This is a genomic window from Stenotrophomonas sp. TWI809 (assembly GCF_039673205.1).
GTDB lineage: Bacteria > Pseudomonadota > Gammaproteobacteria > Xanthomonadales > Xanthomonadaceae > Stenotrophomonas.
The window spans coordinates 18,219-39,742 of sequence record NZ_JBDJLE010000009.1 but is presented as its reverse complement, the minus strand read 5'-3'; the positions used below and the strand labels follow the sequence as shown (position 1 = coordinate 39,742).

At 67.0% G+C, this 21,524-nt stretch carries 19 protein-coding genes and 1 pseudogene; 15 read left to right on the top strand and 5 right to left on the bottom strand.

Going from position 1 to position 21,524, the window contains the following annotated elements; all coding sequences use genetic code 11:
* The first annotated feature begins 58 nt into the window (after window positions 1-58).
* Entirely contained in the window at window positions 59-2,917 is a 2,859-nt protein-coding gene (locus ABE472_RS09190; RefSeq protein WP_026069877.1) for a TonB-dependent receptor, read from the top strand.
* Window positions 2,918-3,089: 172 nt separating this feature from the next.
* Window positions 3,090-3,296: a hypothetical protein gene (locus ABE472_RS09185; RefSeq protein WP_019183819.1), complete on the top strand. Its 207-nt coding sequence runs from the start codon at window positions 3,090-3,092 to the stop codon at window positions 3,294-3,296.
* A gap of 56 nt (window positions 3,297-3,352) precedes the next feature.
* Here the strand turns inward: ABE472_RS09185 and ABE472_RS09180 are convergent, their stop codons facing one another.
* Both ABE472_RS09180 and ppa read right to left on the bottom strand, forming a co-directional pair.
* Window positions 3,353-4,471 carry an HDOD domain-containing protein gene (locus ABE472_RS09180; protein ID WP_019183820.1) on the bottom strand — a complete coding sequence of 373 codons (1,119 nt, stop codon included), beginning with the start codon at window positions 4,469-4,471 and terminating at the stop codon, window positions 3,353-3,355.
* A 153-nt stretch (window positions 4,472-4,624) separates the two neighbouring features.
* Window positions 4,625-5,161 (bottom strand): inorganic diphosphatase, encoded by a 537-nt coding sequence (gene ppa, locus ABE472_RS09175; protein ID WP_019183821.1) that lies wholly within the window; start codon window positions 5,159-5,161, stop codon window positions 4,625-4,627.
* Between the two features lie 226 nt (window positions 5,162-5,387).
* Between ppa and ABE472_RS09170 the strand changes: the two genes are divergently transcribed.
* From ABE472_RS09170 to ABE472_RS09150, 5 genes and pseudogenes are all read left to right on the top strand, one after another.
* Entirely contained in the window at window positions 5,388-5,921 is a 534-nt protein-coding gene (locus ABE472_RS09170; protein ID WP_237740305.1) for a hypothetical protein, read from the top strand.
* Complete coding sequence (locus ABE472_RS09165) at window positions 5,918-6,394, top strand: hypothetical protein (protein ID WP_346466044.1); 477 nt, start codon at window positions 5,918-5,920, stop codon at window positions 6,392-6,394. The genes ABE472_RS09170 and ABE472_RS09165 overlap by 4 nt, the downstream gene beginning before the upstream one ends.
* Window positions 6,395-6,498: 104 nt before the next feature.
* Window positions 6,499-6,999 (top strand): sigma-70 family RNA polymerase sigma factor, encoded by a 501-nt coding sequence (locus tag ABE472_RS09160; protein ID WP_070473580.1) that lies wholly within the window; start codon window positions 6,499-6,501, stop codon window positions 6,997-6,999.
* Window positions 7,000-7,133: 134 nt separating this feature from the next.
* Window positions 7,134-8,078, top strand: coding sequence for a FecR domain-containing protein (locus ABE472_RS09155; protein WP_346466043.1), 945 nt, complete (start codon window positions 7,134-7,136; stop codon window positions 8,076-8,078).
* A gap of 192 nt (window positions 8,079-8,270) precedes the next feature.
* Window positions 8,271-11,184 (top strand): annotated as a pseudogene (locus ABE472_RS09150) (TonB-dependent receptor).
* Window positions 11,185-11,277: 93 nt separating this feature from the next.
* On the opposite strand, the gene ABE472_RS09145 reads toward ABE472_RS09150, so the two are convergent.
* A complete protein-coding gene (locus ABE472_RS09145; RefSeq protein WP_019183827.1) occupies window positions 11,278-11,535 on the bottom strand; it encodes a DUF2789 domain-containing protein in 258 nt (85 codons plus the stop codon).
* Window positions 11,536-11,700: 165 nt separating this feature from the next.
* Between ABE472_RS09145 and ABE472_RS09140 the strand changes: the two genes are divergently transcribed.
* The 5 genes from ABE472_RS09140 to ABE472_RS09120 all read left to right on the top strand — a co-directional run bounded on the left by ABE472_RS09140 (window position 11,701) and on the right by ABE472_RS09120 (window position 14,733).
* Complete coding sequence (locus ABE472_RS09140; protein WP_346464117.1) at window positions 11,701-12,288, top strand: biliverdin-producing heme oxygenase; 588 nt, start codon at window positions 11,701-11,703, stop codon at window positions 12,286-12,288.
* A gap of 49 nt (window positions 12,289-12,337) precedes the next feature.
* On the top strand, window positions 12,338-12,730 hold the full coding sequence (locus ABE472_RS09135; RefSeq protein WP_313209200.1) for a YbaN family protein: 393 nt from the start codon (window positions 12,338-12,340) through the stop codon (window positions 12,728-12,730).
* Between the two features lie 111 nt (window positions 12,731-12,841).
* Window positions 12,842-13,573 carry a tonB-system energizer ExbB gene (gene exbB, locus ABE472_RS09130; protein ID WP_346466042.1) on the top strand — a complete coding sequence of 244 codons (732 nt, stop codon included), beginning with the start codon at window positions 12,842-12,844 and terminating at the stop codon, window positions 13,571-13,573.
* A 9-nt stretch (window positions 13,574-13,582) separates the two neighbouring features.
* A complete protein-coding gene (gene exbD, locus ABE472_RS09125) occupies window positions 13,583-14,008 on the top strand; it encodes a TonB system transport protein ExbD (protein WP_313209174.1) in 426 nt (141 codons plus the stop codon).
* Entirely contained in the window at window positions 14,005-14,733 is a 729-nt protein-coding gene (locus ABE472_RS09120; RefSeq protein WP_346466041.1) for an energy transducer TonB, read from the top strand. Before exbD ends, ABE472_RS09120 begins: the two co-directional genes overlap by 4 nt.
* A gap of 60 nt (window positions 14,734-14,793) precedes the next feature.
* On the opposite strand, the gene ABE472_RS09115 is transcribed toward ABE472_RS09120, so the two are convergent.
* The gene (locus tag ABE472_RS09115; RefSeq protein ID WP_346466040.1) at window positions 14,794-16,821 is read right to left on the bottom strand and encodes a sodium-translocating pyrophosphatase; all 2,028 of its coding nucleotides are present in this window, start codon (window positions 16,819-16,821) and stop codon (window positions 14,794-14,796) included.
* A 339-nt stretch (window positions 16,822-17,160) separates the two neighbouring features.
* Here ABE472_RS09115 and ABE472_RS09110 point away from each other — a divergent pair, with 339 nt between their 5' ends.
* On the top strand, window positions 17,161-17,664 hold the full coding sequence (locus tag ABE472_RS09110) for a hypothetical protein (protein WP_313209177.1): 504 nt from the start codon (window positions 17,161-17,163) through the stop codon (window positions 17,662-17,664).
* Between the two features lie 187 nt (window positions 17,665-17,851).
* Here ABE472_RS09110 and ABE472_RS09105 read toward each other — a convergent pair whose 3' ends face one another.
* Complete coding sequence (locus tag ABE472_RS09105) at window positions 17,852-19,108, bottom strand: 6-phosphofructokinase (RefSeq protein WP_346466039.1); 1,257 nt, start codon at window positions 19,106-19,108, stop codon at window positions 17,852-17,854.
* Between the two features lie 141 nt (window positions 19,109-19,249).
* Here ABE472_RS09105 and ABE472_RS09100 point away from each other — a divergent pair, with 141 nt between their 5' ends.
* Together ABE472_RS09100 and mpl are read left to right on the top strand one after the other, a co-directional pair.
* Window positions 19,250-19,813 carry an adenylate kinase gene (locus ABE472_RS09100; protein WP_019183836.1) on the top strand — a complete coding sequence of 188 codons (564 nt, stop codon included), beginning with the start codon at window positions 19,250-19,252 and terminating at the stop codon, window positions 19,811-19,813.
* Between the two features lie 334 nt (window positions 19,814-20,147).
* A complete protein-coding gene (gene mpl / locus ABE472_RS09095) occupies window positions 20,148-21,512 on the top strand; it encodes a UDP-N-acetylmuramate:L-alanyl-gamma-D-glutamyl-meso-diaminopimelate ligase (RefSeq protein ID WP_313209179.1) in 1,365 nt (454 codons plus the stop codon).
* Window positions 21,513-21,524: the final 12 nt, after the last annotated feature.

Genomic DNA, 21,524 nt, shown 5'->3' with positions numbered 1-21,524 from the left:
GCAATCGTAACTTTCCGAGGCGTTTTTAACACGCTACTAACGTACCTCGGAGAGATAAATGAATTTTCGTACTCCCGCAGTGCGGCTGGGCCTTCTGCCCGCCGGCATTGCGCTTGCCCTGACGCCGGCCTTTGCTTCGGCTCAGGAAGCAAGCGGCACGACCGACCTGGACCGCATCCAGGTCACCGGTTCGCGTATCCGTCAGGCCAGCACTGAAACCGCGCAGCCGGTGATCGCGCTGCAGCGCGCCGACATCGAGAAGCAGGGCTTCACCAGCGTCGCCGACATCGTGCAGAACCTGTCGGCCACCGGCTCGCCGGCGATCAGCCGCGCCGATGCGCTGTCCTCGGGCGAAGAAGTCGGCGGCCAGTACGTCGACCTGCGCAACCTCGGTCCGGAGCGCACCCTGGTGCTGCTCGACGGCAAGCGCATGGGCGTCAGCTCCGGCGGCTACACCGACCTGGCCTCGATCCCGACCTCGGTCGTGGAGCGCATCGAAGTGCTGACCGACGGCGCCTCGGCGATCTACGGTTCCGACGCGATCGCCGGCGTGGTGAACATCATCACCCGCAAGAATTTCGACGGCCTGGAAGCCAGCGTCTACAAGGGCCAGTACGGCCAGGGCGACGGCGACAAGACCACCTACAACTTCGTCTACGGCCAGACCGGCGATCGCGGTTCGATCACCCTTGGCGCCGAGTACAGCGAAGAAGAGCCGGTTCTGGCCAAGAACCGTCGCTACAGCGCCTCTGCCAACGGCTATCGTCATCCGGTTCCGACCGACGACGACACCAACGGCTGGAGCGCGATCACCGAAAAGGGCGTGCTGGTTACCGATGATGGCAACTACGTCCTGAACCCGGGCGGCGCCTCGAACAACTTCGGCGACTACCACGAGCTGGGCAACGCCGATCTGTCCAACCCGTCGCAGCAGATGTACCTGTCGACCGGCATCAAGCGTCGTTCGGTCTTCTCCAACGGTCAGTTCGACTTCACCGACAACATCCGCGGTACCGCCAGCGTCCTGTACACCGAACGCGAAGCGCTGCAGCAGATCGCCGGCTACCCGTACCGTTCGGCCGCCTACGACACCCAGATGTCCGGCGACAGCGTCTTCAACCCGCTCGATACCGACGTTGATTTCATGCGTCGTACGTGGGAAGTGCCGCGCCAGACCAAGTCCGAGCTCAACACCTTCCGCTTCAGCGGTGGTCTGGAAGGCTCGTTCGAGTTCGCCGACAAGTACTTCGACTGGGATGTGGGCTACGTCTACAACCGCAACAAGGGCGTCAAGACCGGCACCGGCAACCTGTTCATTCCGAACGTGAAGAATGCCGTGGGCCCGTCGTACCTGGATGCCAACGGTATCGCCCAGTGCGGTACCGCCGCTGCTCCGATCGCCGGCTGCACCCCGTGGAACCCGCTGCTGCCGTACGGCTCCACCGCCGACGGTTCGCTGTCCAACCCGGACCTGCAGAAGTACCTGTTCCTGCCGACCCACGATACCTCGCTGACCACCAGCAAGGTCTACAGCGCCAACCTGAGCGGCGCCATCGTGACCCTGCCGGCCGGTGACCTGTCCTTCGCGACCGGCTACGAGCACCGCGAAGAAGACGCCGAGTACAACCCGGATGCACTGCTGCAGTCGGGCCTGAGCACCGACCTGGCCGGTGCGCCGACCGCCGGTGGCTACAAGCTGGACGAGTTCTACCTGGAACTGAACGTGCCGATCCTCGCCGATCTGCCGTTCGCCAAGGAACTGTCGGTCGACATGGCCGGCCGTTACTCGGACTACAACACCTTCGGCGACACGGTGAACTCCAAGTTCGGCCTGAAGTGGAAGCCGATCGACGACCTGCTGGTCCGTGGCACCTATGCCACCGGCTTCCGTGCGCCGACCGTGGCCAACCTGTACGGTGGCACCTCGCAGAGCTTCGACAAGTACACCGACCCGTGCGACACCTTCTTCGGTGCTGCCGTGCGCAACCCCGACGTCGCTGCCCGTTGCGGCGGCGCCGTGCCGGCCAACTTCCGTCAGGAAGCGTCGGGTGGCATCGATGCCACCGGCCCGGGCGCACAGTCGAACTATCCGTACCTGTCCGGTTCCAATGACGGCCTGCTGCCGGAAACCTCCAAGACCTGGACCGTCGGCCTGGTGTACAGCCCGAACTTCGTGCAGGGCCTGGACGTCAGCCTGGACTGGTGGAAGATCCGCATCGACAACGTCATCGCGGCGGAGTCGGTCACCTCGATCCTCAACCAGTGCTACGTGCTGAACAACGCCAACGCCTGTGACCGTGTTACCCGTGACACCGATTCGGGCCAGGTCGTCGACGTGACCCGTACGCTGATCAACGGCGGCTACCAGGAAACCGCAGGTTACGACCTGGGTATCCGTTACCGTCTGCCGGAACTGTCCTTCGGCAACATCGTCATCGACTGGAAGACCACCTATGTGGACTACCTCGAGTACAAGCGCGACAACGAAGCTGAAACCGCCGTCGAGCAGCACACCGGCTGGGGCACGGGCGACTGGGGCGGCAACTTCCGCGTCCGTTCCAACCTGAACATCGATTGGAGCCTGGGCAACTTCGGCGTCAACTGGGGCATGCGTTACTACTCCGGTCTGAAGGAAGAGTGCGCCTACGATCGCGAAGGCGGTCCGGAGTGCAACAACCCGAGCTACTCCTCGGCCTACACGCTGGCGATCCCGGTGCGCAACACCGGCTCGAACACGTTCCATGACCTGCAGGTGCGTTACAACACCCCGTGGGATGCCACCATCTCGGCTGGCGCGAACAACGTGTTCAACCACGAAGGCCCGGTGATGTACAGCCAGCCGAACTCGAGCTTCTCCTACTACGGCGGCTTCGACATCGGTCGGTTCTACTACCTGAAGTACACCCAGCGCTTCTGATCCATCGAAGCAATGGCGTAAAAAAAGGAGGGCGGGCCGCAAGGTCCGCCCTCTTTGCGTTGTGGGGTAGGGAAAGTCTGAGTTTCAGCGAACGGTGATCCGCCTCACAATTCGAGCGGAAATGCAGTTGATACCGTCAATCGGTCCAATCGTGGACGATTGAGAGATCGATATGAAAATGACGCTCGCTCAGAAGATTTCCGCTGTTCTGCTTGCCTCCCTGGCAACCGCGGCCAGTGCGTCGCCCGGCCTGATCATCTGCGGGGGAGGGCGCTACTGCGAAGACGTCCGCATCGAATGCCTCGCCGACGGTGGCTCGGCCGCCATGTGCGAGCGCCTGTGGCGCTTGTGCGTGCTGGACGCCTGTCCGCAGCGCTGAAACGACGATGGCGCGCCACGGGGCGCGCCATCCTTCAAGCATGCTCCGCCCCACACTCAGGCGTCGCTGGCCACCAGCCCCATCAGTGCGTTGGCGTGATCGCGCCACTGCGGGAGCTTGTTGAGCACGCCGGCCCGCTGCAGATACTCCTCGTCGACCGGGTCACCGTTGATCAGCGCCAGGGCCACGTGGACCGCACCGGTCACCCAGAAGCTGCGGGTGGTGGAGCGATGCGGCTGCAGGTGGAACGCCACGGCTTCGATGATCGGCATCGGCAGGCCCCACAGCCCCAGCAGGTAGGCGCCCGCCTCGGCATGGCCGGGGCGATTGTCGGCCGCGTCTTCGGGCGTGCGCTCGTTGCGCACGCCCGGCAGCAGCAGGCCGATGTCGGCCAGCAGGGCCGCGGTGGCGCCCAGTTCGGCGCTGGAATCAGGCAGCAGTTTGGCGGCCAGGCGCGAGGCCAGCAGTGCGCGCTGCTGCAGCGAGTTGCGCTCGGCACCGGACAGCGGTTGGGCCGAGAACACTTCGCTGGCCAGCACCAGGTCGCGCAGGGTCGACAGTCCCAGTCGGGTCACGGCGGTGCGCAGGTCGGAAATGATCCGGCCGCTGTTGAAGAACGCCGAGTTGGACAACTGCAGCACCTTCGCCGCGATGGCCGGGTCGGCCGCGACCAGCTTGGCCACGTCGGCGGTATTGGTGTCGTCGTCGTGTTCCAGCGCCTGGGTGAGGGACAGATACAGGTGCGGTGGCGAGGGCAGCTTCTCGATCCGGCCGATGGCACTGCGCAGGCGTGCGCTGTCGAGCAGTTCGCGCAGCTCTTCCAGGCTGGTCAGCGCTTCGAGCAGCACTTCCGGGGCCAGCGGCATCGGCAGGAAGCGGTGGGCGACACCGATCAGGCGCGCCGGCGGCGGGCGGTTGCCGTGCTCGGCATCCACCAGTGCGATTCGGATGGTCTCAGGGCGCAGCGTGCGGATCTGGCCGAGCAGCGTGGTGGCGTTGAGATCGGGCAACTGCGGGCACACGATCACCGCATCCACCGGCGAGCCGGCAACGATGCCCATGGCGCTCTGGCCATCGGCAGCGGTCAGCGGTTGCCACTCTTCCCCAAGATCGGCAATGAATTCCAACAGCTCAGCCGACAGGCTGGCTTCGTCCCCAACAAGCAGAATGCGCACGACACGGTCCCCTGGCTGACCACGGTGAAACGCACCGTGGACGGTGTGAAGAGACGCAATGTACCCAATCCGGCACGAATAGTGATGTGCCGCATTGGAAAAACGTGATGCACATCGCTCCGGCAGGCGGTGCCGGAGCGATGCCGGTCAATCTCAGGCGATGTTGCCGAGGTAGCGCTGGTGCGCTTCGACCAGGATCTTCTTGGCTTCGGCGGCGCCGCCCCAGCCATCGAGCTTGACCCACTTGCCCTTTTCCAGGTCCTTGTAATGCTCGAAGAAGTGGCCGATGCGCTCCAGCCAGTGGCTGGACACCTGCTCGATGTCTTCCACGTGGGCATAGCCACTGAAGACCTTGGAGATCGGCACGGCCAGGATCTTTTCGTCGCTGCCGGCCTCATCGCTCATCTTGAGCACGCCGACCGGACGGCAACGCACCACCGAGCCCGGGACCAGCGGCAGCGGCAGCACCACCAGCACGTCGGCCGGATCGCCGTCGCCACACAGGGTGCTCGGCACGTAGCCGTAGTTGCAGGGGTAGCGCATCGGGGTGGAGAGGATGCGGTCGACGAAGATCGCGCCGGTTTCCTTGTCCACTTCGTACTTCACCGGCTCGGAATCCTTCGGGATCTCGATGATGACGTTGATTTCTTCCGGCGGGTTCTTGCCCGGCGAAACGAGTTCCAGACCCATGGGTGTGCTCCAGCTGAGAGGGGGTAGGGCGCAAAGTCCGCCATTTTATGCCTTTGCCGGCCAACGTGCAGCGGCCTGGCCGCCGGGGCGCCGAATCGGTCCGCCAGGCAGGGAAGAATCGCCACACAGCGGCGCCTTCCATCCCGACGCGGCGCTGGGTTGAGGCCTGATGGCCGGGCCCGGCGCCGCTGGCGATCATGGCGTGGAACCCACTCCGAGCCTGGCGATGCCCAAGATGACCCCGATGGCCGGCCTTTCGATGGCGGCGGCACTCTGCCTGGTGGCCCCGGCCGCCGCGGCCCATGCCTCGTCCAGACCGTACGTGGACCTGGTCGACTTTCCCTACAAGGAGGCGAACTGGGACCGTTTCTACGCCCTCGAGGGCCACTTGATGCGGGAGTTTCATGACCTGTGCGGCGTCACCTATTGCCAGGGTGTCTATGCCAACCATGTCCTGCTGCAGTTCCGCTGTTCGGTGCACGCGGCCACGGGCACCGTGACGGAATGCGCGCTGGTCATTGCGGCCGGCAACCTGGAGGTGGACGCCGCCACCGGCAAGGTCATGCCAGACAACCGTACCTGGGCGTGCGCCGTGCCACTGGCCCCGCATACGCCTGTGGAGGCCCTGCATGCCGCCCTGGGACGTCGTGACGCGTTGATCCTGCCGCTGCCGGGTACCGGACGGTCGGTCCATGACGCGCTTCTCGGCTGCCTCGGCGAAGGCGGTTCGCTTGCCGCGTCCCACAGGAGACACCCATGAACCGCTTCCTCGCGAGCGTCGCGCTTGTACTTGCAGCCGCCAGCTTCCCGGCAGGGGGCACCACTGCGCAGACCTTCATCGATGCGCGCAGCTATCCGACCCCGGCCGCCGGCCGGGAGCGCTTCCTCGCGCTGGAAACGCGACTGGTCCGCGGCTTCGATGAGGTCTGCGGCGATACCTTCTGCGAAGGGGAGTATCACAACCTGCAGTCACTGCGTTTCCGCTGTTCGGTCAACGCCGCCGATGGCGGCGTGGAGGAGTGCGTATGGACGTTTACCGGCAGCACCTCGCGGGTGGATGGATCGACCGGGAGGATCATCGTCGATGCGCGCAGCTGGGCCTGCCCCGTCCCGCTGGCCGCCAGGACGCCCCTGCCGATACTGCTCCAGGCCTTGGAACAGCACGATCCACTGCACGTGCGGCTGCCCGGCACCACGACCAATCTCTACGAAGGGTTGACCGGATGCCTGTGACCGGCATGAGGCTTGGCCAAACGTGACTCATTCTCATTTGCGGAGTAACATGCCGCGCCTTACGGGTTGCCGTCTCCCTGCGGTCCCGCTTTGTGCACTGGCCCATGTCCTCCAACGCCACCACTCTCACCGAGCTGTTGATACGCGAACGCCCGGCGTTGCTGCGCCTGGTGCAGCGCATTCTGGGCAGTGATGGCGGCGCGGAGGATGTGATCCAGTCAATCTGGTTCAAGGCCCGGGGTGTCGACGGCGGCCAGCCGATCAGCAACCCCCGGGCGTACCTGTATCGGCTGGCGGCGAATCTGGCCACCGACCACGGCCGTGAGCGCACGCGACGCACGCGCCTGTTGGCCGAGCATTACCTGTGGGGGCCGGACGAGGTGCTCTCCACCGAAGAGCAGGCGATGGCGCAGGACGACCTGCAGCGCGTGCTGGCGGCGGCCGAACATCTTCCCGAGCCGACCCGCACGATCTTCCGCCTCAACCGCCTGCAGGGCATGACCCAGGTCGAGGTCGCCAAGCGCCAGGGCGTGTCGGTGACGACCGTCGAAAACCACGTGCGCAGCGCCTTGCAGCGCCTGGCCTGGGCGCGCAGCGGGCGCTGAGCGGCACGCATCCGGGCTTGGGGAAGCCCGTTTCCCATCCGTCTTGATCATAATGCCGACCCTTCCGGCCTCTTCTTCGTCCGCGCGCGCCTGCGCACCCACTGCCAGCCATGAGCCCGCACGAACAGCCTCCGATGTCCCGACCCTTGCCACCGTCCGACCCTGCTGCCGTCCAGGCCCGCGCCTGGATTGCCTGGCTCGCCTCCGGTGCGGTCGAGCCCGGGCAGATGCAGGCCTTCGAGCAGTGGCTGGCCGAGCCGGACAACCGGCGCACCTTCGAATACGAACGCCAGCTGTGGCGCAGTCTCGGGCCGCAACCGGCCCCGGCGGTGGTGGCCCGCCGGCCGCCGCGCCGCCTGCGCTGGCCCGCCGTTGGCGCGGCCACGGCCGCCTTGGTGGCGTTGGCCTGGGTGGCGCCGGAAGCCTGGTTGCGGCTGCAGGCCGATCACCGCAGCGGCACGGCCATCCACTCCGTGGTGCTTCCCGATGGCAGCCGCGCCGTGCTTGATGCCGACAGCGCCATCGCCATCCGCTACGACGGGCAGGTGCGGCGCATCGCGCTGCTGCGCGGCCAAGCGTGGTTCCAGGTGACACCCGACGCGGCGCGCCCATTCCAGGTGGATGCGCAGGGCGGGGTGATCGAGGACATTTCCACGGCGTTCGCGGTCGCACGCGAAGGCGACCACGTGGACACCGTCGTGGCGCAGGGCCGGGTCCGGGTCGCAGCGGCCGATCGGGGTGGCTGGACCTATCTGGACGCGGGCCAGCGTGCGCGCTTTGCACCGGGCGGGCGGATCACACGGCAGGAAGACGTCGCGCTGGACAGGATCGCGGCTTGGCGTGAGGGCGAACTGCTGCTCGACGCAACCGGGGTGGAAGAGGCGGTGCGGCGCATCGCGCGCTATCGGTCCGGGCCCACCTTCGTGCGCGGAGATCTGGCCAGTCTGCCCGCGATCAATGCGGCCTTCCGCATCGACCGGCCGGAGCAGGCCCTGGATGCCCTGGCGGTCAGAGCCGGGTTGAGCGTGACCCGCCTGCCGATGGGCGTGGCGATCGTGGCACCGGCCACCCACCCGTAGCGCGGCGGGCCTGCTGCGGAGGCGGCGTGGCGTGCGTCCAGTCGGGGGGCGGCGCATTGGTCTTGGGGCAGCGACCTGTTCGTTCGTCTTACCCGGCATAACGTACCCGCCGCCGCCACGTACGTCCGCTGCATCCGCACCTGCGTGCGGATGACCCGCCTCCGCGGCACTGATCTTTCGACAGGTTTTTTCATGCGTACTTCCACCCGCGCGGGGCATCGCCTGCGCCCGTCACGTCTCTGCATCGCCCTGCTCAGCGCCGGCCTGGCCGCCGCGCCGGCACTGCCGGCCCTGGCCCAGTCCAGCCCGGCCTCCGCTGCGGCCACGCTGCGTTTCGACATTCCCGCCCAGCCGCTGGCCGACGCGCTGCGCACCTACATGCGGCAATCCGGTGTCCAGGTCGCCTATCCGGCAGCACTGGCCGAAGGGCTGACCTCCACGGCGGTGGCCGGGCAGATGGATGCACCGTCGGCCTTGCTGCGCCTGCTGCAGGGCAGTGGGTTGAACATGCGCCAGGTCGGGCCGGAAGCAGTAACGCTGGAGCGCGCACGGGTGGCCGGCAACGACGACGGCCTGATCGTCACCGATGCGCTCAGCGTGGCAGGTGATCGCATCGAGGGCGGCAGCGACGCCGAGCGCGCGCTGGACGTGTACCGCACCGCCGGTTCCAGCGCCTACATCGACCGCACCACCATCGAGCGCTTTCGCGGCACCTCCACCTCGGACATCGTCAAGGGCGTGGCCGGTGTGACCGCCGGCGATCCGCGCACCGCCAACGCGCTGGACGTGAACATCCGCGGCATCCAGGGCCAGAGCCGCATTCCGGTGATCATCGACGGCGGGCAGTCGACCATGGATACCTACCGGGGTTACGCAGGCCAGTCGCAGCGCACCTATCTGGATCCGGACCTGATCTCCAACATCACCATCACCAAGGGGCCGAGCCTGGGCGTCAACGCCTCCGGCGGCATCGGTGGCGTGGTCGAGATGGAAACCCTGAAGATCGGACGTGCTGCGTGAGGGCCGCGACGCCGGGCTGCGCGTGCGCACCGGCATGGCCAATGCCAGCGCCAACAACGTGCCCGCCTACGACGCCGCACCGCGCACCGACCGCAGCGCCCTGGGCAGCCAGTTCTTCAACATCGCCACCGCCAAGCATTGGGATCGCTTCGACCTGGTCGCCGCCTACGCATGGCGCGAGAACGGCAACTATTTCTCCGGCAAGCACGGCTACGACGACTTTCCACAGACCCGGCGCACGCTGGCGCCGTTGAATCCGCCGGATACCGAGGTGTTCAACACCTCCTCGCGCTCGGAGTCCTTCCTGCTCAAGGGCACCTGGCGCATCGACGATGACCAGACGCTGGAAGCGGGCTACCGCCGTTATGAAGGCACCGCCGGCGAGATCATGGCCTCGCAGATCATCCGCGTGGACCGCGACCGCGTGCCGCAGTGGGACCCGGGCCATGTCGACATGGATGCCTACAACCTGCGCTACCGCTTCAACCCGGACAACGAGCGGATCGATCTGAAGGCCAACCTCTGGTACACCGATGCCGACAGCCTGATGTACAACGGCCTGACCGGCATCACCCCGTGGTACTTCGATCGCCGCACCGAGTGGTACGACGGCCCCTCGTTCAACACCGATCCGGGCTACAAGGATGCCTACCGCAATGAGCTGACCCAGACCCGGCTCGGTTTCGATGTGGGCAACACCACGCATCTGGACGGTCGCGCCGGGTTGTTCACGCTGGACTACGGCCTGTCCTTCAGCGACGAGGACGTCGGCCCGGGCCCGCACTCGCCGGTCATGCACGACGACCTGGTCAACAACCGCTTCCTGCGCAACGCCGAGCGCAAGGAATACAGCGCGGTGGCCTCGGTCAAATGGCAGCCGGACGAGCATTGGGAAGTGGTGCTCGGTGGCCGCTACAACCGCGTCAACGTGCACGACCGCAATCGCCTGGCCACGCCGGAAACGTACGGGGTGATCGGTCAGTACCGCTACACCCAGCTGCTGGACGGCAACCCCAATCTTCCGGCATGGCGCGCCAAGCGCATCGCCATGCTCAACTGGTATCCGGATGCCAACGGCCAGTTCACCGAGGCCTCGCTGCTGGCATCACCGTATGAGAAGGGCACGGTGGCCGACATCACCGGCTGGAACTTCTACGACGCCGATGATGTGGAGGATCTGAGCGTGCCGGTCAGCTGGACCTGGTCGCAGCCGATCCGTCGGCGCGACAGCGCGTTCATGCCCAGTGCCAGCGTCGCCTACCGTTTCGACGAAGACACGATGGTGTACGTGAAGTACGCCGAGGGCGTGAAGCTGCCGAGCCTGTTCGAGACGACCCTGGGCCTGTTCACCGCGGCCAAGCCGACCGGTGAGCTCAAGCCGGAGCGGGCAGGGACCTGGGAGGTCGGTGCGAGCACGGTGCGCCACAGCCTGTTCACCGAGGGCGACCAGGCCGGCTTCAAGCTGGCCTACTTCAACACGCGCATCGACGACCTGATCACCCGCGACTACCGCACCCTGTCGGCGGGGCTGATCCGCAACGTGGACCGCTTCAAGGTCTCCGGCGTGGAGTTCCAGTCCAGCTATGACAGCGGCATGGTGTTCGCCGATCTATCCGCGCACTACTACATTCAGGCCAAGACCTGCGCGCCGGACATCGCCGCCGAGCGTCGTGCCTACGGCATCCAGCGGAAGATCGAGGAACTGAAGAACACGCCGGACTGCGTGGATGGTGGCTTCGAAGGGTCCTACAGCAACACCCAGAACCCGCCGCGCTACAACGTCAACCTGACCCTGGGCTCGCGCCTGTTCGACCAGCGCCTGAGCTTCGGCACCCGGGTGATCCACAACGCCGGCCCGATCAGCACGCTGGACAAGGAATGGAACGTGGGCCTGTCGGCGATCCAGCAGCTGTACCGCTCGGCGACCATCGTGGATCTGTTCGCCAGCTGGCAGGCCAGCGAGCAGTTCGCGGTCGACCTCAACGTGGACAACCTGACCGACCGCTACTATCTCGATCCGCTGGCGCTGGGCGTGATGCCTGCACCGGGCCGGACGGTGCGGCTGGCGCTGACCTACCGCTACTGATGCCCGGACACGACAGGGGCCGGCATGGCCGGCCCCTGTCGTGCATCCAGCCTGCCCATCCTGGGCCGGCCGGCATCAGATGCCCATGATCGCTCAGCCGGCGTTGGCCTGCGCGGTCGCATCGGCGTGCAGGGCTTCGCTGAGCTCATCGACCACGATCGCCCACTCCGCATCCGAGCGCAGCTGCTCGGTCAGGAACTGGCGCTGCCCATCGTTCCAGTACGGCGCTTCGATCAGGCGGATATCGTTGGAGAGCTGGTGGTCGCGGATGAAGGCGGCGATCGCCTCCTCGCTGGCCTCCAGCCCGAGCTGCAGGAACAGATTGGTCATGCGCGGTTCGGTGGTGATCATCGTGTCATTCCAGTGGCAGGGCGTGGTCCGTATTATCGGGGCAAGGCCGTGACGGTGGCATGTGACGGTCGCACCGCTGATCACGCGACAATGGGCTTGGGGTTGCCCCCGTGCCAGACGTCTTCAACAGAGAACCGTGCCCCACTTCCCCACCCAAGCAGTGCCATGATCGTCATCGATACTCCCGAAGCCACCCGCAGCCAACGTCTCAAGGCGGCCACCCGTGACAGCCACGGCGCGCTGGACAAGCGCATCATGGCCGGCGACATCTTCGCCAGCCGCGACCTGTTCGCAAAGTTCCTGCGCGTGCAGTACCGCTTCCACCGCGATATCGACGCGCTGTACGGCAACCCCGCGCTGGATGCACTGCTGCCCGATCTGGACGAGCGCCGCCGGCTGCCGCTGATCGCCCGCGACCTGTCCGACCTGGAACAGACCCTGCCGCTCCCGGCATCCACGTACCTGGATGGCGACCTGCCGCTGCCGGTCGCCCTGGGCTGGCTGTACGTCGCCGAAGGCTCCAACCTCGGTGGCACCGTGCTCTACAAGATGGCTGCCAGGCTGGGTCTGGACAGTGGTTTTGGCGCGCGCCATCTGGCCGCCCATCCCGATGGTGCTGCCCGCCACTGGCGCGAGTTCACCGCCGCGCTGGATGGTGTCGCGCTGACCGAGGCGCAGGAGCAGCAGGTGATCGATGCGGCCGATGCGGCGTTCCGCAGCGTGCACGGGCATGTCGAGGAAGAATTCGCATGACCGCTGCGCCTTCCAGGCGCGTCGCGCCGGGCCACAGCTGCCGCCCATGATGCGCTGGCTCTGGTTCGGCCTGGGCTGGATCATGGTGGCGCTGGGCGTCATCGGCGCACTGCTGCCGGTGATGCCGACCACGATCTTCCTGATCCTGGCCGTCGGCTGCTTCGCGCGCAGCTCGCCGAGGTTCGAACGTCGGCTGCTCGAGCATCCTCGTTACGGTCCACCGCTGCGCCTGTGGCGCGAGCAGGGTGCGATCAGCCGCAAGGGCAAGGCCTTCGCTGGCGCCGGCATGGCGTTCGGCTTCGTCATGTTCTGCTGGGGCGCGCATCCGTCCTGGCCGCTGCTGGTGGGCGTCGGCCTGTTCTTTGCGGCCAGTGCGGCCTATGTGCTGTCACGGCCTGCGCCGCGGCCGTCGGCCACGGCCGACCGTCCGCCGGAGCGCTGAACGTGCTGTCTGCCCGGTACTGATTCCCACCGCCTAGCCCCGATACTCTTCGCCCCTTTCCTGCCTCCGGCGCTGCACGGTGCCGCGATGCCTCTGACTGATGACGTCCCCATGACCTTGCCCATCGCTCTTCCTGCCGCCGTGGCGGCACTGCCGCATGACCTGACCCCCTGGGGCATGTACCAGGCCGCCGATGGCGTCGTGCAGACCGTGATGATCGGGCTGGCGCTCGCCTCGATCGCCACCTGGACGGTGCTGGTGGCCAAGACCTGGGAACTGGGCCGGCAACGCACGCGGCTGCGCCAGGCACGCGCGCTGCTGTTGCAGGCCGCGCAGCTGCCGGTGCCGCAGACGCATCCGTTGCTGGACGACGGCGCAGCGCATGACCTGATCGACGCGGCCCGCACCGAGCTGCGCCTCTCGCAGGACGCGCAGGATCCGGTCGGGATCAAGGAGCGGGTCGCCTCTCGCCTGGAACGCATCGAACTGGCGCATGCACGCCAGCTGCGCACCGGGGTCGGCCTGCTCGCCAGCATCGGCGCGATCGCCCCGTTCGTCGGCCTGTTCGGCACGGTGTGGGGGATCATGAACAGTTTCATCGGCATCGCCCACGCCAACACCACCAATCTGGCCGTGGTCGCGCCGGGTATCGCAGAGGCGTTGCTGGCCACCGCGCTCGGCCTGGTCGCGGCGATTCCCGCCGTCGTGATCTACAACCACTTCACCCGTGTGCTGGCCGGTATCCGCGGGCTGCTCGGTGACCTCTCGGCCGGCGTGCAGCAACTGGTCTCGCGCGATCTGGACCGCCTCGGCAATGCGCCGGCCGTGCGCGACGCGCGCTGAGGACCGGCCATGGCCATCAAGACCGCCCGCCACGACGACGACGCACTGGAAGAAAGCCACGACATCAACGTCACCCCCTTTATCGACGTGATGCTGGTGCTGCTGATCATCTTCATGGTCGCCGCGCCGCTGGCCACGGTGGATACGCCGGTGGATCTGCCGGCCAGCACCGCGCAGCCGCAGCCACGCGATGCCGAACCGGTGTTCCTCTCGGTGCAGGCCGATCTGTCGCTGAGCGTCAACGATGTGCCGGTCGGCACTGACGGGCTGGATGCCACGCTGGAGCGGCTGACCGCTGGCGACCACGAACAGCGCATCTACCTGCGTGCCGATCAGAGCGTGCCCTATGGCGAGCTGATGCAGACCATGAACGCGCTGCGCGCGGCCGGGTATCGCAGGATCGCGCTGGTGGGCGTGGAGCAGCGCAGCGAATGAGCCGCGACACCGCCGCAATGCTGCGCTGGGTAGGCAGTCTGGCGCTGGTCCTTGCCGCGCATGCCGTGCTGATCGGCGGCGCGCTGTGGTGGCAGCAGCGAGCGCCGGTGCGGGTCAACGATACGCCAGTGGAAGCGGTGATGGTGGAGTTGGCGCCGGTACCGGAGGCGCCGTCCGCACCGCCGAAAGAAATCCCACCCGGGCCGTTGCAGCAGGAACAGCATCGGCCCGAGCCGACGCCGGTGCCGAAGGTGGATCTGCCGCCGGACGACACCCCGGACGCGCAGGACGTCCTGCGTCGCCAGACACCGCGCGAAGCAGCGCCGACGGACCAGCACAATGTGGACCAGACGCTGGCGCCGCCGGCGGTGTCCGCACGGCCATCCGAGCGCTATGCCGCCACGCAGACGGTGGCCGGCCGCCAGGGCAGCGCGGCCGTGACCTGGCAGGGCCTGCTGCTGGGCCATCTGGAACAGTACCGCCGCTACCCGCGCCAGGCCGAGCGTCTGCGCCAGCAGGGTGTGGCCCATGTGCGCTTCTCGGTGGACCGGCAGGGCAACGCCTCCAACATCCGGCTGGGCCAGAGCAGCGGCCATCCGCTGCTGGACGAGGAAACGTTGGCCACGGTGCGGCGCGGCAGCCCGTTGCCGCCACCGCCAGCGGAGATCACCGGCGACCCGGTGGAGGTGATGGTGCCGGTGACGTTCTTTCTCCGGCGGCGCTGAAGCGGGTGTCACACGCGCGGCACGGACGCGCTGGCATGAGGCCAGCGCGTCCGTCCTGCCTCAGAGCAGTGGCACCAGCAGCAATGCCACGATGTTGATGATCTTGATCAGCGGGTTGATCGCCGGGCCGGCGGTGTCCTTGTAGGGATCACCGACGGTATCGCCGGTGACCGCGGCCTTGTGTGTCTCGCTGCCCTTGCCGCCGAAGTGGCCATCCTCGATGTACTTCTTGGCGTTGTCCCACGCACCGCCGCCGGTGGTCATCGAGATCGCCACGAACAGGCCGGTGACGATGGTACCGATCAGCAGGCCGCCGAGTGCGCGCGGCCCGAGCAGCAGGCCGACCACCACCGGCACCGCGACCGGCAGCAATGACGGGATGATCATTTCGCGGATCGCCGAGCGGGTCAGCAGGTCCACCGCGCGGTCGTACTGCGGTTTGCCGGTGCCGTCCATGATTCCGGGAATCTCGCGGAACTGGCGGCGTACTTCCTCCACCACCGCGCCCGCCGCACGACCCACCGCTTCCATCGCCATCGCGCCGAACAGATAGGGAATCAGGCCGCCGATCAGCAGGCCGATGATCACCTCATGGTTGGACAGGTCGAAGGCGAAGACCTCGCCGGGATTGGCCGCCTGCAGGTTGTGGGTGTAATCGGCGAACAGCACCAGCGCGGCTAGGGCGGCCGAGCCGATCGCGTAGCCCTTGGTCACCGCCTTGGTGGTGTTGCCGACGGCATCGAGGGGATCGGTGATGTCGCGGATTTCCGGCGGCAGTTCGGCCATCTCGGCGATGCCGCCGGCGTTGTCGGTGATCGGACCGTAAGCGTCCAGCGCCACGATCATGCCGGCCATCGAGAGCATCGCGGTCGCGGCGATGGCGATGCCGTACAGGCCACCAAAGTAGTGCGCCAGCCAGATTGCCACGCACACCGCGATCACCGGCAGGGCGGTGGACTTCATCGAGACACCAAGGCCGGCGATGATGTTGGTGCCGTGCCCGGTGGTGGAGGCCTGCGCCACGTGCTGCACCGGTTTGTACTGGGTGCCGGTGTAGTACTCGGTGATCCACACGATCAGCCCGGTCAGCACCAGCCCGATCAAGGCGCAGAAATACAGGTTCAGCGCACCGTGCGCGTTGTCGGGCATCAGCTGGGTGGTGATCGGGTAGAACGCGATGGCGGCCAGGACACCGGACACGATCACGCCCTTGTACAGCGCGCCCATGATCGAGCCACCGGGCTTCACCTTGACGAACAGCGCGCCGACGATGGAGGCAATGATCGATACGCCGCCCAGCACCAGCGGATACAGCACCGCATTCGCACCGGCCTCGGCGATCATCAGGTTGCCGAGCAGCATCGTGGCGATCACGGTGACGGCGTAGGTTTCAAACAGGTCGGCGGCCATGCCGGCACAGTCGCCGACGTTGTCGCCCACGTTGTCGGCGATCACCGCCGGGTTGCGCGGGTCATCCTCGGGGATGCCGGCTTCGACCTTGCCGACCAGGTCCGCGCCGACATCGGCGCCCTTGGTGAAGATGCCACCGCCCAGCCGCGCGAAGATCGAGATCAGCGACGAGCCGAACGCCAGCCCGACCAGGGCGTGCAGCGTCTGCGCCACATCCAGCCCGAGTCGCAGCAGCAGCGCGTAGTAGCCAGCCACGCCCAGCAGGCCCAGCCCGACCACCAGCATGCCGGTGATCGCACCGCCGCGGAAGGCCACATCCATGGCCGCACTCAGGCCGTTGCGGGCAGCCTCGGCCGTGCGCACGTTGGCACGCACCGAAACGTTCATGCCGATGTAGCCGGCCGCGCCGGACAGCACGGCACCGATCGCGAAGCCGATCGCGGTGTACCAGCTGAGGAAGAGGCCAACCAGCACGAACAGCACGGCACCGGCGATGGCGATGGTCAGGTATTGACGGTTGAGATAGGCGCGCGCGCCTTCCTGGATGGCGGCGGCGATTTCCTGCATGCGGGCATTGCCAGCCGGTTGCCGGAGGATCCAGCGTGCCGACACGATGCCGTAGAGAATCGCGAGGATGGCGCAGAACAGCGCCAGAGAAAGCCCGTAACGTTCCAGCATGTCCCCTCCCGGGTGATGGAATGACATCCAGTGAACGGATGAACGTCTCCACGCGGGGGCACAACAGGCTGCAACCATGAACCAACCCGTTCAGACCGTGCCGGTCTTCAAGCGTGTGGCGGTGTTCAGCAATCCCTGGTGGCCGGAGTATGCGGGTAAATCCTCGATGCATGCCAGCAAGGATTTCAAACTGCGCGTGCGTGCCCGGATCGCCAACGACGGAGGTAGTGCCGGCCGCTGGCCGGCAACCACGCAGATCCGGACGAAGGGCCGCCTTTGCCACGCCGTTCAGCCATCCACTGGCAGCCTCGGCCCATCCCCCGCCGTTGGAGTCCTGCCATGTCCCCCCGTCATCTGTTGTGGCTGGCCCTGTTGCCCGCCGTGTCCGCCTTCGCCGCCGAAACCCCCGAGCTGCAGCGCGCCGCCGGCACACCGCAGGCGGTAGGCGCGGCCCACACGCTGCGCCAGATTCCCGAAGCCTGCGCACGGCTGGAAGGCGTGTTCACCGGCGAGGCGGCACAGCCGTACAAATTCGCCGTGGTCCGCACCAGCGAGCAGTGCCAGCCGCGTGCCCGCTTCGTCGATTACGAGAAGGCGCAGCCCAGCGAAGCCAAGGGCTGGAAGCTCAATGATGTGATCCGCGTGCCGAATGCCTCCTGCCCGGCGCAGCAGGCGGTGGTGCGCGTGTGGCGGATGCCGGTTACCACCAAGCCGGAACTCGATGGGCAGGGCCAGTCGCGCATCTACCTGGAAGACGCCAAGAAGCAGGCGGCTGCCGGCAAGATCGCCCAGGTGCCGATGTTCGCCGCGCAGATGAAGGTCGAGGGCAAGGCCTGCAACTGACGCCCCGTAACGGCGGGTAGTGCCGGCCGCTGGCCGGCTCCACGCGGACCGTCAGATGTGCGATGAAACCGGCCGCTGGCCGGCGCCCAGGACGCTCCCGGACACCGCGATGCCGGCCAGCGGCCGGCACTACCCGAGCGCCGGACAGCCCGACGATGCCGGCCAGCGGCCGGCACTACCGGGTCGATTACGCCTCGAAGGCAGGCAGCTTCTTCTTCACCGCCACGTTCTTCAGCGTCACGTACTTCGGCAGCCCATCGGACCCGTACGGCAACGGGGCTTCCCCCTTGATCAGCGGGGCGAGATAGGCGCGGGCCTTGTCGGTGATGCCGAAGCCATCGCGGCGGATGAAGCCGGCCGGCATCTTCTTCTCGTGGTTGGCCACCTTGTGCAGCGGGGCCGCTTCAATCTTCCAGCGGTAAGGCGTGTCGCTGGTGCGCACGATCACCGGCATCACCGCGTTCTGGCCCTTCAGCGCGAACTGCACCGCCGCCTTGCCCACCGCCTGTGCCTGCTCCCAGTCGGTCTTGGAGGCCAGATGGCGTGCCGAGCGCTGCAGGTAGTCGGGCAGGGTCCAGTGGACCTTGTAGCCCAGCCCATCCTTGACCCGCGCGGCCAGCTGCGAAGCCACGCCACCGAGCTGGGTGTGCCCGAACGAATCGGTGCCGCCGCCCGCATCGGCGACGAAGCGACCGTCGGCGGTCTGGATGCCTTCGGAGGCGACCACTACGCAGTGGCCCACGCGCTCGACCACCTGTTTCACTTTGGCCAGGAACGCCGCTTCGTCATACGCGCGCTCGGGCAGCAGGATGATGTGTGGGGCGTCATCGGCGCCCTGGCCGGCCAGGCCCGCAGCCGCCGCGAGCCAGCCGGCGTGGCGGCCCATCGCCTCGTAGACGAATACCTTGGTCGAGGTCTCGGCCATCGCGGCCACATCCAGTGCTGCTTCGCGTACGGAGACGGCGGTGTACTTGGCGGCCGAGCCGAAGCCCGGGCAGGTATCGGTCACGGCCAGATCGTTGTCGATGGTCTTGGGCACGCCGATGCAGGTCAGGTCGTAGTCGAAGGCCTTGGCCAGCTGGGAGACCTTCCAGGCGGTATCGGCCGAATCGTTGCCGCCGTTGTAGAGGAACCAGCGCACGTCATGGGCGCGCAGCACCTCGAGCAGGCGCGCGTACTTATCGCGGTCGGCCTCCAGCGATTTGAGCTTGTAGCGGCACGAGCCAAACGCGCCGCCGGGGGTATGGGCGAGGGCGGCGATGGCGGCGGCGGTCTCCTTCGAGGTATCGATCAGGTCCTCGCGGAGCGCGCCGAGAATGCCGTTGCGCGCGGCCAAGACCTTGATTCCTTTGGCCCTTGCGGTGCTGATGACCGCCGAGGCGGTGGCATTGATGACGGCGGTGACGCCGCCTGACTGGGCGTAGAGCAGGGTACCGTTGGACATGATGCGACCTTGGTCTGGGGGAAGGACATTGCAGAGACATTACCGGTATGGGGTAAAGTGCGCGTATTGCGGTGCAGCGTGATTGTGGACAATCCCGGGGCGCGCGCCCTTCCATTTTCTTACCAAGTTGGAGTCAGGTTGATGCGATTGGTTCTGTTGGGACCGCCCGGTTCGGGCAAGGGGACGCAGGCGACGCGCCTGAAGGAACATCTCTCGATTGCGCACATTTCCACCGGTGATCTGCTGCGCGCTGAAGTCGCCGCCGGCACCGAGCTGGGCAAGCAGGCCAAGGCTGTGATGGATGCCGGCAACCTGGTGTCCGATGACATCCTGCTGGGCATGCTCGAGTCGCGCCTGGGCCAGGACGATGTGGCCAAGGGCTTCATCCTCGACGGTTACCCGCGCAACGTGGCCCAGGCCAACGCGCTGGACAGCCTGCTGGCCAAGATCGGCCAGCCGCTGGATGCCGTGGTGCAGCTGGACGTGCCGACCGAACTGCTGGTCGAGCGCATCGCCGGCCGCGCCGCCGAACAGGGCCGCGCCGATGACAATCCCGAATCGGTGCGCCAGCGCCTGCAGGTCTACAACGACCAGACCGCGCCGGTGGTGGATTTCTACGCTGGCCGCGGCACCCTCGCGCGCGTTGATGGCGTGGGCGAACTGAACGACGTGGAAGCGCGCATCCGCGCCGCGATCCAGGCCTGATGCGGGTCGGTGCCGCTACGGCGGCACCGCGCCGGCTGTACGTTTGCCGGCGCCGCAAACACACACGCCCGGCCCCCGAAGGGACCAGGCGTGTGGTTTGAAGGTGCCAGCGAGCGGGCTTGCTCAGAGCCCCGCAGCATGAGCCCCCCTGGGGATGGCCTCTTGGGGAGTAGGACCAATGGGGTACTGCGGCTGGCCAATAGAATTGTGTCCGTCTTCACAGTATGGCGCTATCGGGAATTCCCCGACACCGCGCTGGATTTTTCTGATAGTCGACTAGGAGTTGTCTGACGGCGATCTCCATCGACGGTGGCGATCGGCGACAATCGTACGCATGAGCACGATCCACATTCTTGGCATTGCAGGCACTTTCATGGGCGGCGTGGCCGCACTGGCGCGCGAGAAGGGCCATACGGTCCGCGGCAGCGATCAGGCGATCTACCCCCCGATGTCCACCCAGCTCGAACGGCTGGGCATCGCCCTGGATCCGGGCTACCGCGCCGACAGCGTGGCGCCGGACTGCGACGAGGTGGTGATCGGCAATGCGCTGTCGCGTGGCAACCCCGCCGTGGAAGCGGTGCTGGATGCAGGCCAACGCTACATCTCCGGCGCCCAGTGGCTGTCCGAGCAGGTGCTGCCGGGCCGCGATACCCTGGCGGTCGCCGGCACCCACGGCAAGACCACCACCACCACCATCCTCACCTGGCTGCTGCACAGCGCCGGGCGTGAACCCGGCTTCCTGATCGGTGGCGTGGCCGAGGATTTCGGCGTCTCCGCGCGTGTGGGCAGCGGCCGTGAGTTCGTGGTCGAGGCCGATGAGTACGACACCGCGTTCTTCGACAAGCGCAGCAAGTTCGTGCACTACCGGCCGCTGGTGGCGATCCTCAACAACCTCGAATACGACCACGCCGATATCTTCCCGGACGTGGCCGCGATCCAGCGCCAGTTCCACCACCTGATCCGCACCGTGCCCGCGCGTGGGCGCCTGATCGTCAACGGCGAAGATGCCTATCTCGCCGACGTGCTGGCGATGGGCTGCTGGACCCCGGTGGAGCGCTTCGGTTTCGATCCTTCGCTGGAATGGCATGCCGAGCTGGTGGAGGCCGACGGCAGTGTGTTCGTCGTGCACCATCGCGGCGAGCGGGTCGGTGAGGTGCGCTGGTCGCTGCTCGGCCGCCACAATGTCCTCAACGGGCTGGCCGCCCTGGCTGCCGCGCATGCGGTCGGCGTCGAGCTGGCCACCGTGATCCCGGCGCTGGCCGCGTTCCGCAGCGTCAAGCGCCGGATGGAAGTGATCGGCCAGGCACGCGACATCACCCTCTACGACGATTTCGCGCATCACCCCACCGCGATCCGTACCACCCTCGAAGGCCTGCGCGCCAAGGTGGGCGATGCCCGCATCGTGGTGGCCATGGAGCCGCGCAGCAATTCGATGCGGCTGGGGGCACACGCACAGGCGCTGGCGCCCTCGCTGGACGGTGCCGACGCGGTGGTGTTCCTGCATCGCCCGGAACTGGCCTGGGATGCGGCGAGCGTGATCGCCGCCGTCCGGGGTGAGGCCCATGCCGTGCCCGATACGGATGCGCTGCTGGCTCAGCTGGGCGCGATCGCAGCGCCGGGTGACCATGTGGTGTTCATGTCCAACGGCGGTTTCGACGGGGCCCCGCGCCGCTTCCTGGCGCAGCTGCAGCACCCCTGAGGGACGCGGGCC

Bases quoted from the DNA above. Each gene is read 5' to 3' on its own strand.
- ABE472_RS09190 (WP_026069877.1), top strand. From the start codon at position 59: ATGAATTTTCGTACTCCCGCAGTGCGGCTGGGCCTTCTGCCCGCCGGC.
- ABE472_RS09185 (WP_019183819.1), top strand. From the start codon at position 3,090: ATGAAAATGACGCTCGCTCAGAAGATTTCCGCTGTTCTGCTTGCCTCC.
- ppa (WP_019183821.1), bottom strand. From the start codon at position 5,161: ATGGGTCTGGAACTCGTTTCGCCGGGCAAGAACCCGCCGGAAGAAATC.
- ABE472_RS09170 (WP_237740305.1), top strand. From the start codon at position 5,388: ATGCCCAAGATGACCCCGATGGCCGGCCTTTCGATGGCGGCGGCACTC.
- ABE472_RS09165 (WP_346466044.1), top strand. From the start codon at position 5,918: ATGAACCGCTTCCTCGCGAGCGTCGCGCTTGTACTTGCAGCCGCCAGC.
- ABE472_RS09160 (WP_070473580.1), top strand. From the start codon at position 6,499: ATGTCCTCCAACGCCACCACTCTCACCGAGCTGTTGATACGCGAACGC.
- ABE472_RS09155 (WP_346466043.1), top strand. From the start codon at position 7,134: ATGTCCCGACCCTTGCCACCGTCCGACCCTGCTGCCGTCCAGGCCCGC.
- ABE472_RS09145 (WP_019183827.1), bottom strand. From the start codon at position 11,535: ATGATCACCACCGAACCGCGCATGACCAATCTGTTCCTGCAGCTCGGG.
- ABE472_RS09140 (WP_346464117.1), top strand. From the start codon at position 11,701: ATGATCGTCATCGATACTCCCGAAGCCACCCGCAGCCAACGTCTCAAG.
- ABE472_RS09135 (WP_313209200.1), top strand. From the start codon at position 12,338: ATGCGCTGGCTCTGGTTCGGCCTGGGCTGGATCATGGTGGCGCTGGGC.
- exbB (WP_346466042.1), top strand. From the start codon at position 12,842: ATGACCTTGCCCATCGCTCTTCCTGCCGCCGTGGCGGCACTGCCGCAT.
- exbD (WP_313209174.1), top strand. From the start codon at position 13,583: ATGGCCATCAAGACCGCCCGCCACGACGACGACGCACTGGAAGAAAGC.
- ABE472_RS09120 (WP_346466041.1), top strand. From the start codon at position 14,005: ATGAGCCGCGACACCGCCGCAATGCTGCGCTGGGTAGGCAGTCTGGCG.
- ABE472_RS09115 (WP_346466040.1), bottom strand. From the start codon at position 16,821: ATGCTGGAACGTTACGGGCTTTCTCTGGCGCTGTTCTGCGCCATCCTC.
- ABE472_RS09110 (WP_313209177.1), top strand. From the start codon at position 17,161: ATGTCCCCCCGTCATCTGTTGTGGCTGGCCCTGTTGCCCGCCGTGTCC.
- ABE472_RS09105 (WP_346466039.1), bottom strand. From the start codon at position 19,108: ATGTCCAACGGTACCCTGCTCTACGCCCAGTCAGGCGGCGTCACCGCC.
- ABE472_RS09100 (WP_019183836.1), top strand. From the start codon at position 19,250: ATGCGATTGGTTCTGTTGGGACCGCCCGGTTCGGGCAAGGGGACGCAG.
- mpl (WP_313209179.1), top strand. From the start codon at position 20,148: ATGAGCACGATCCACATTCTTGGCATTGCAGGCACTTTCATGGGCGGC.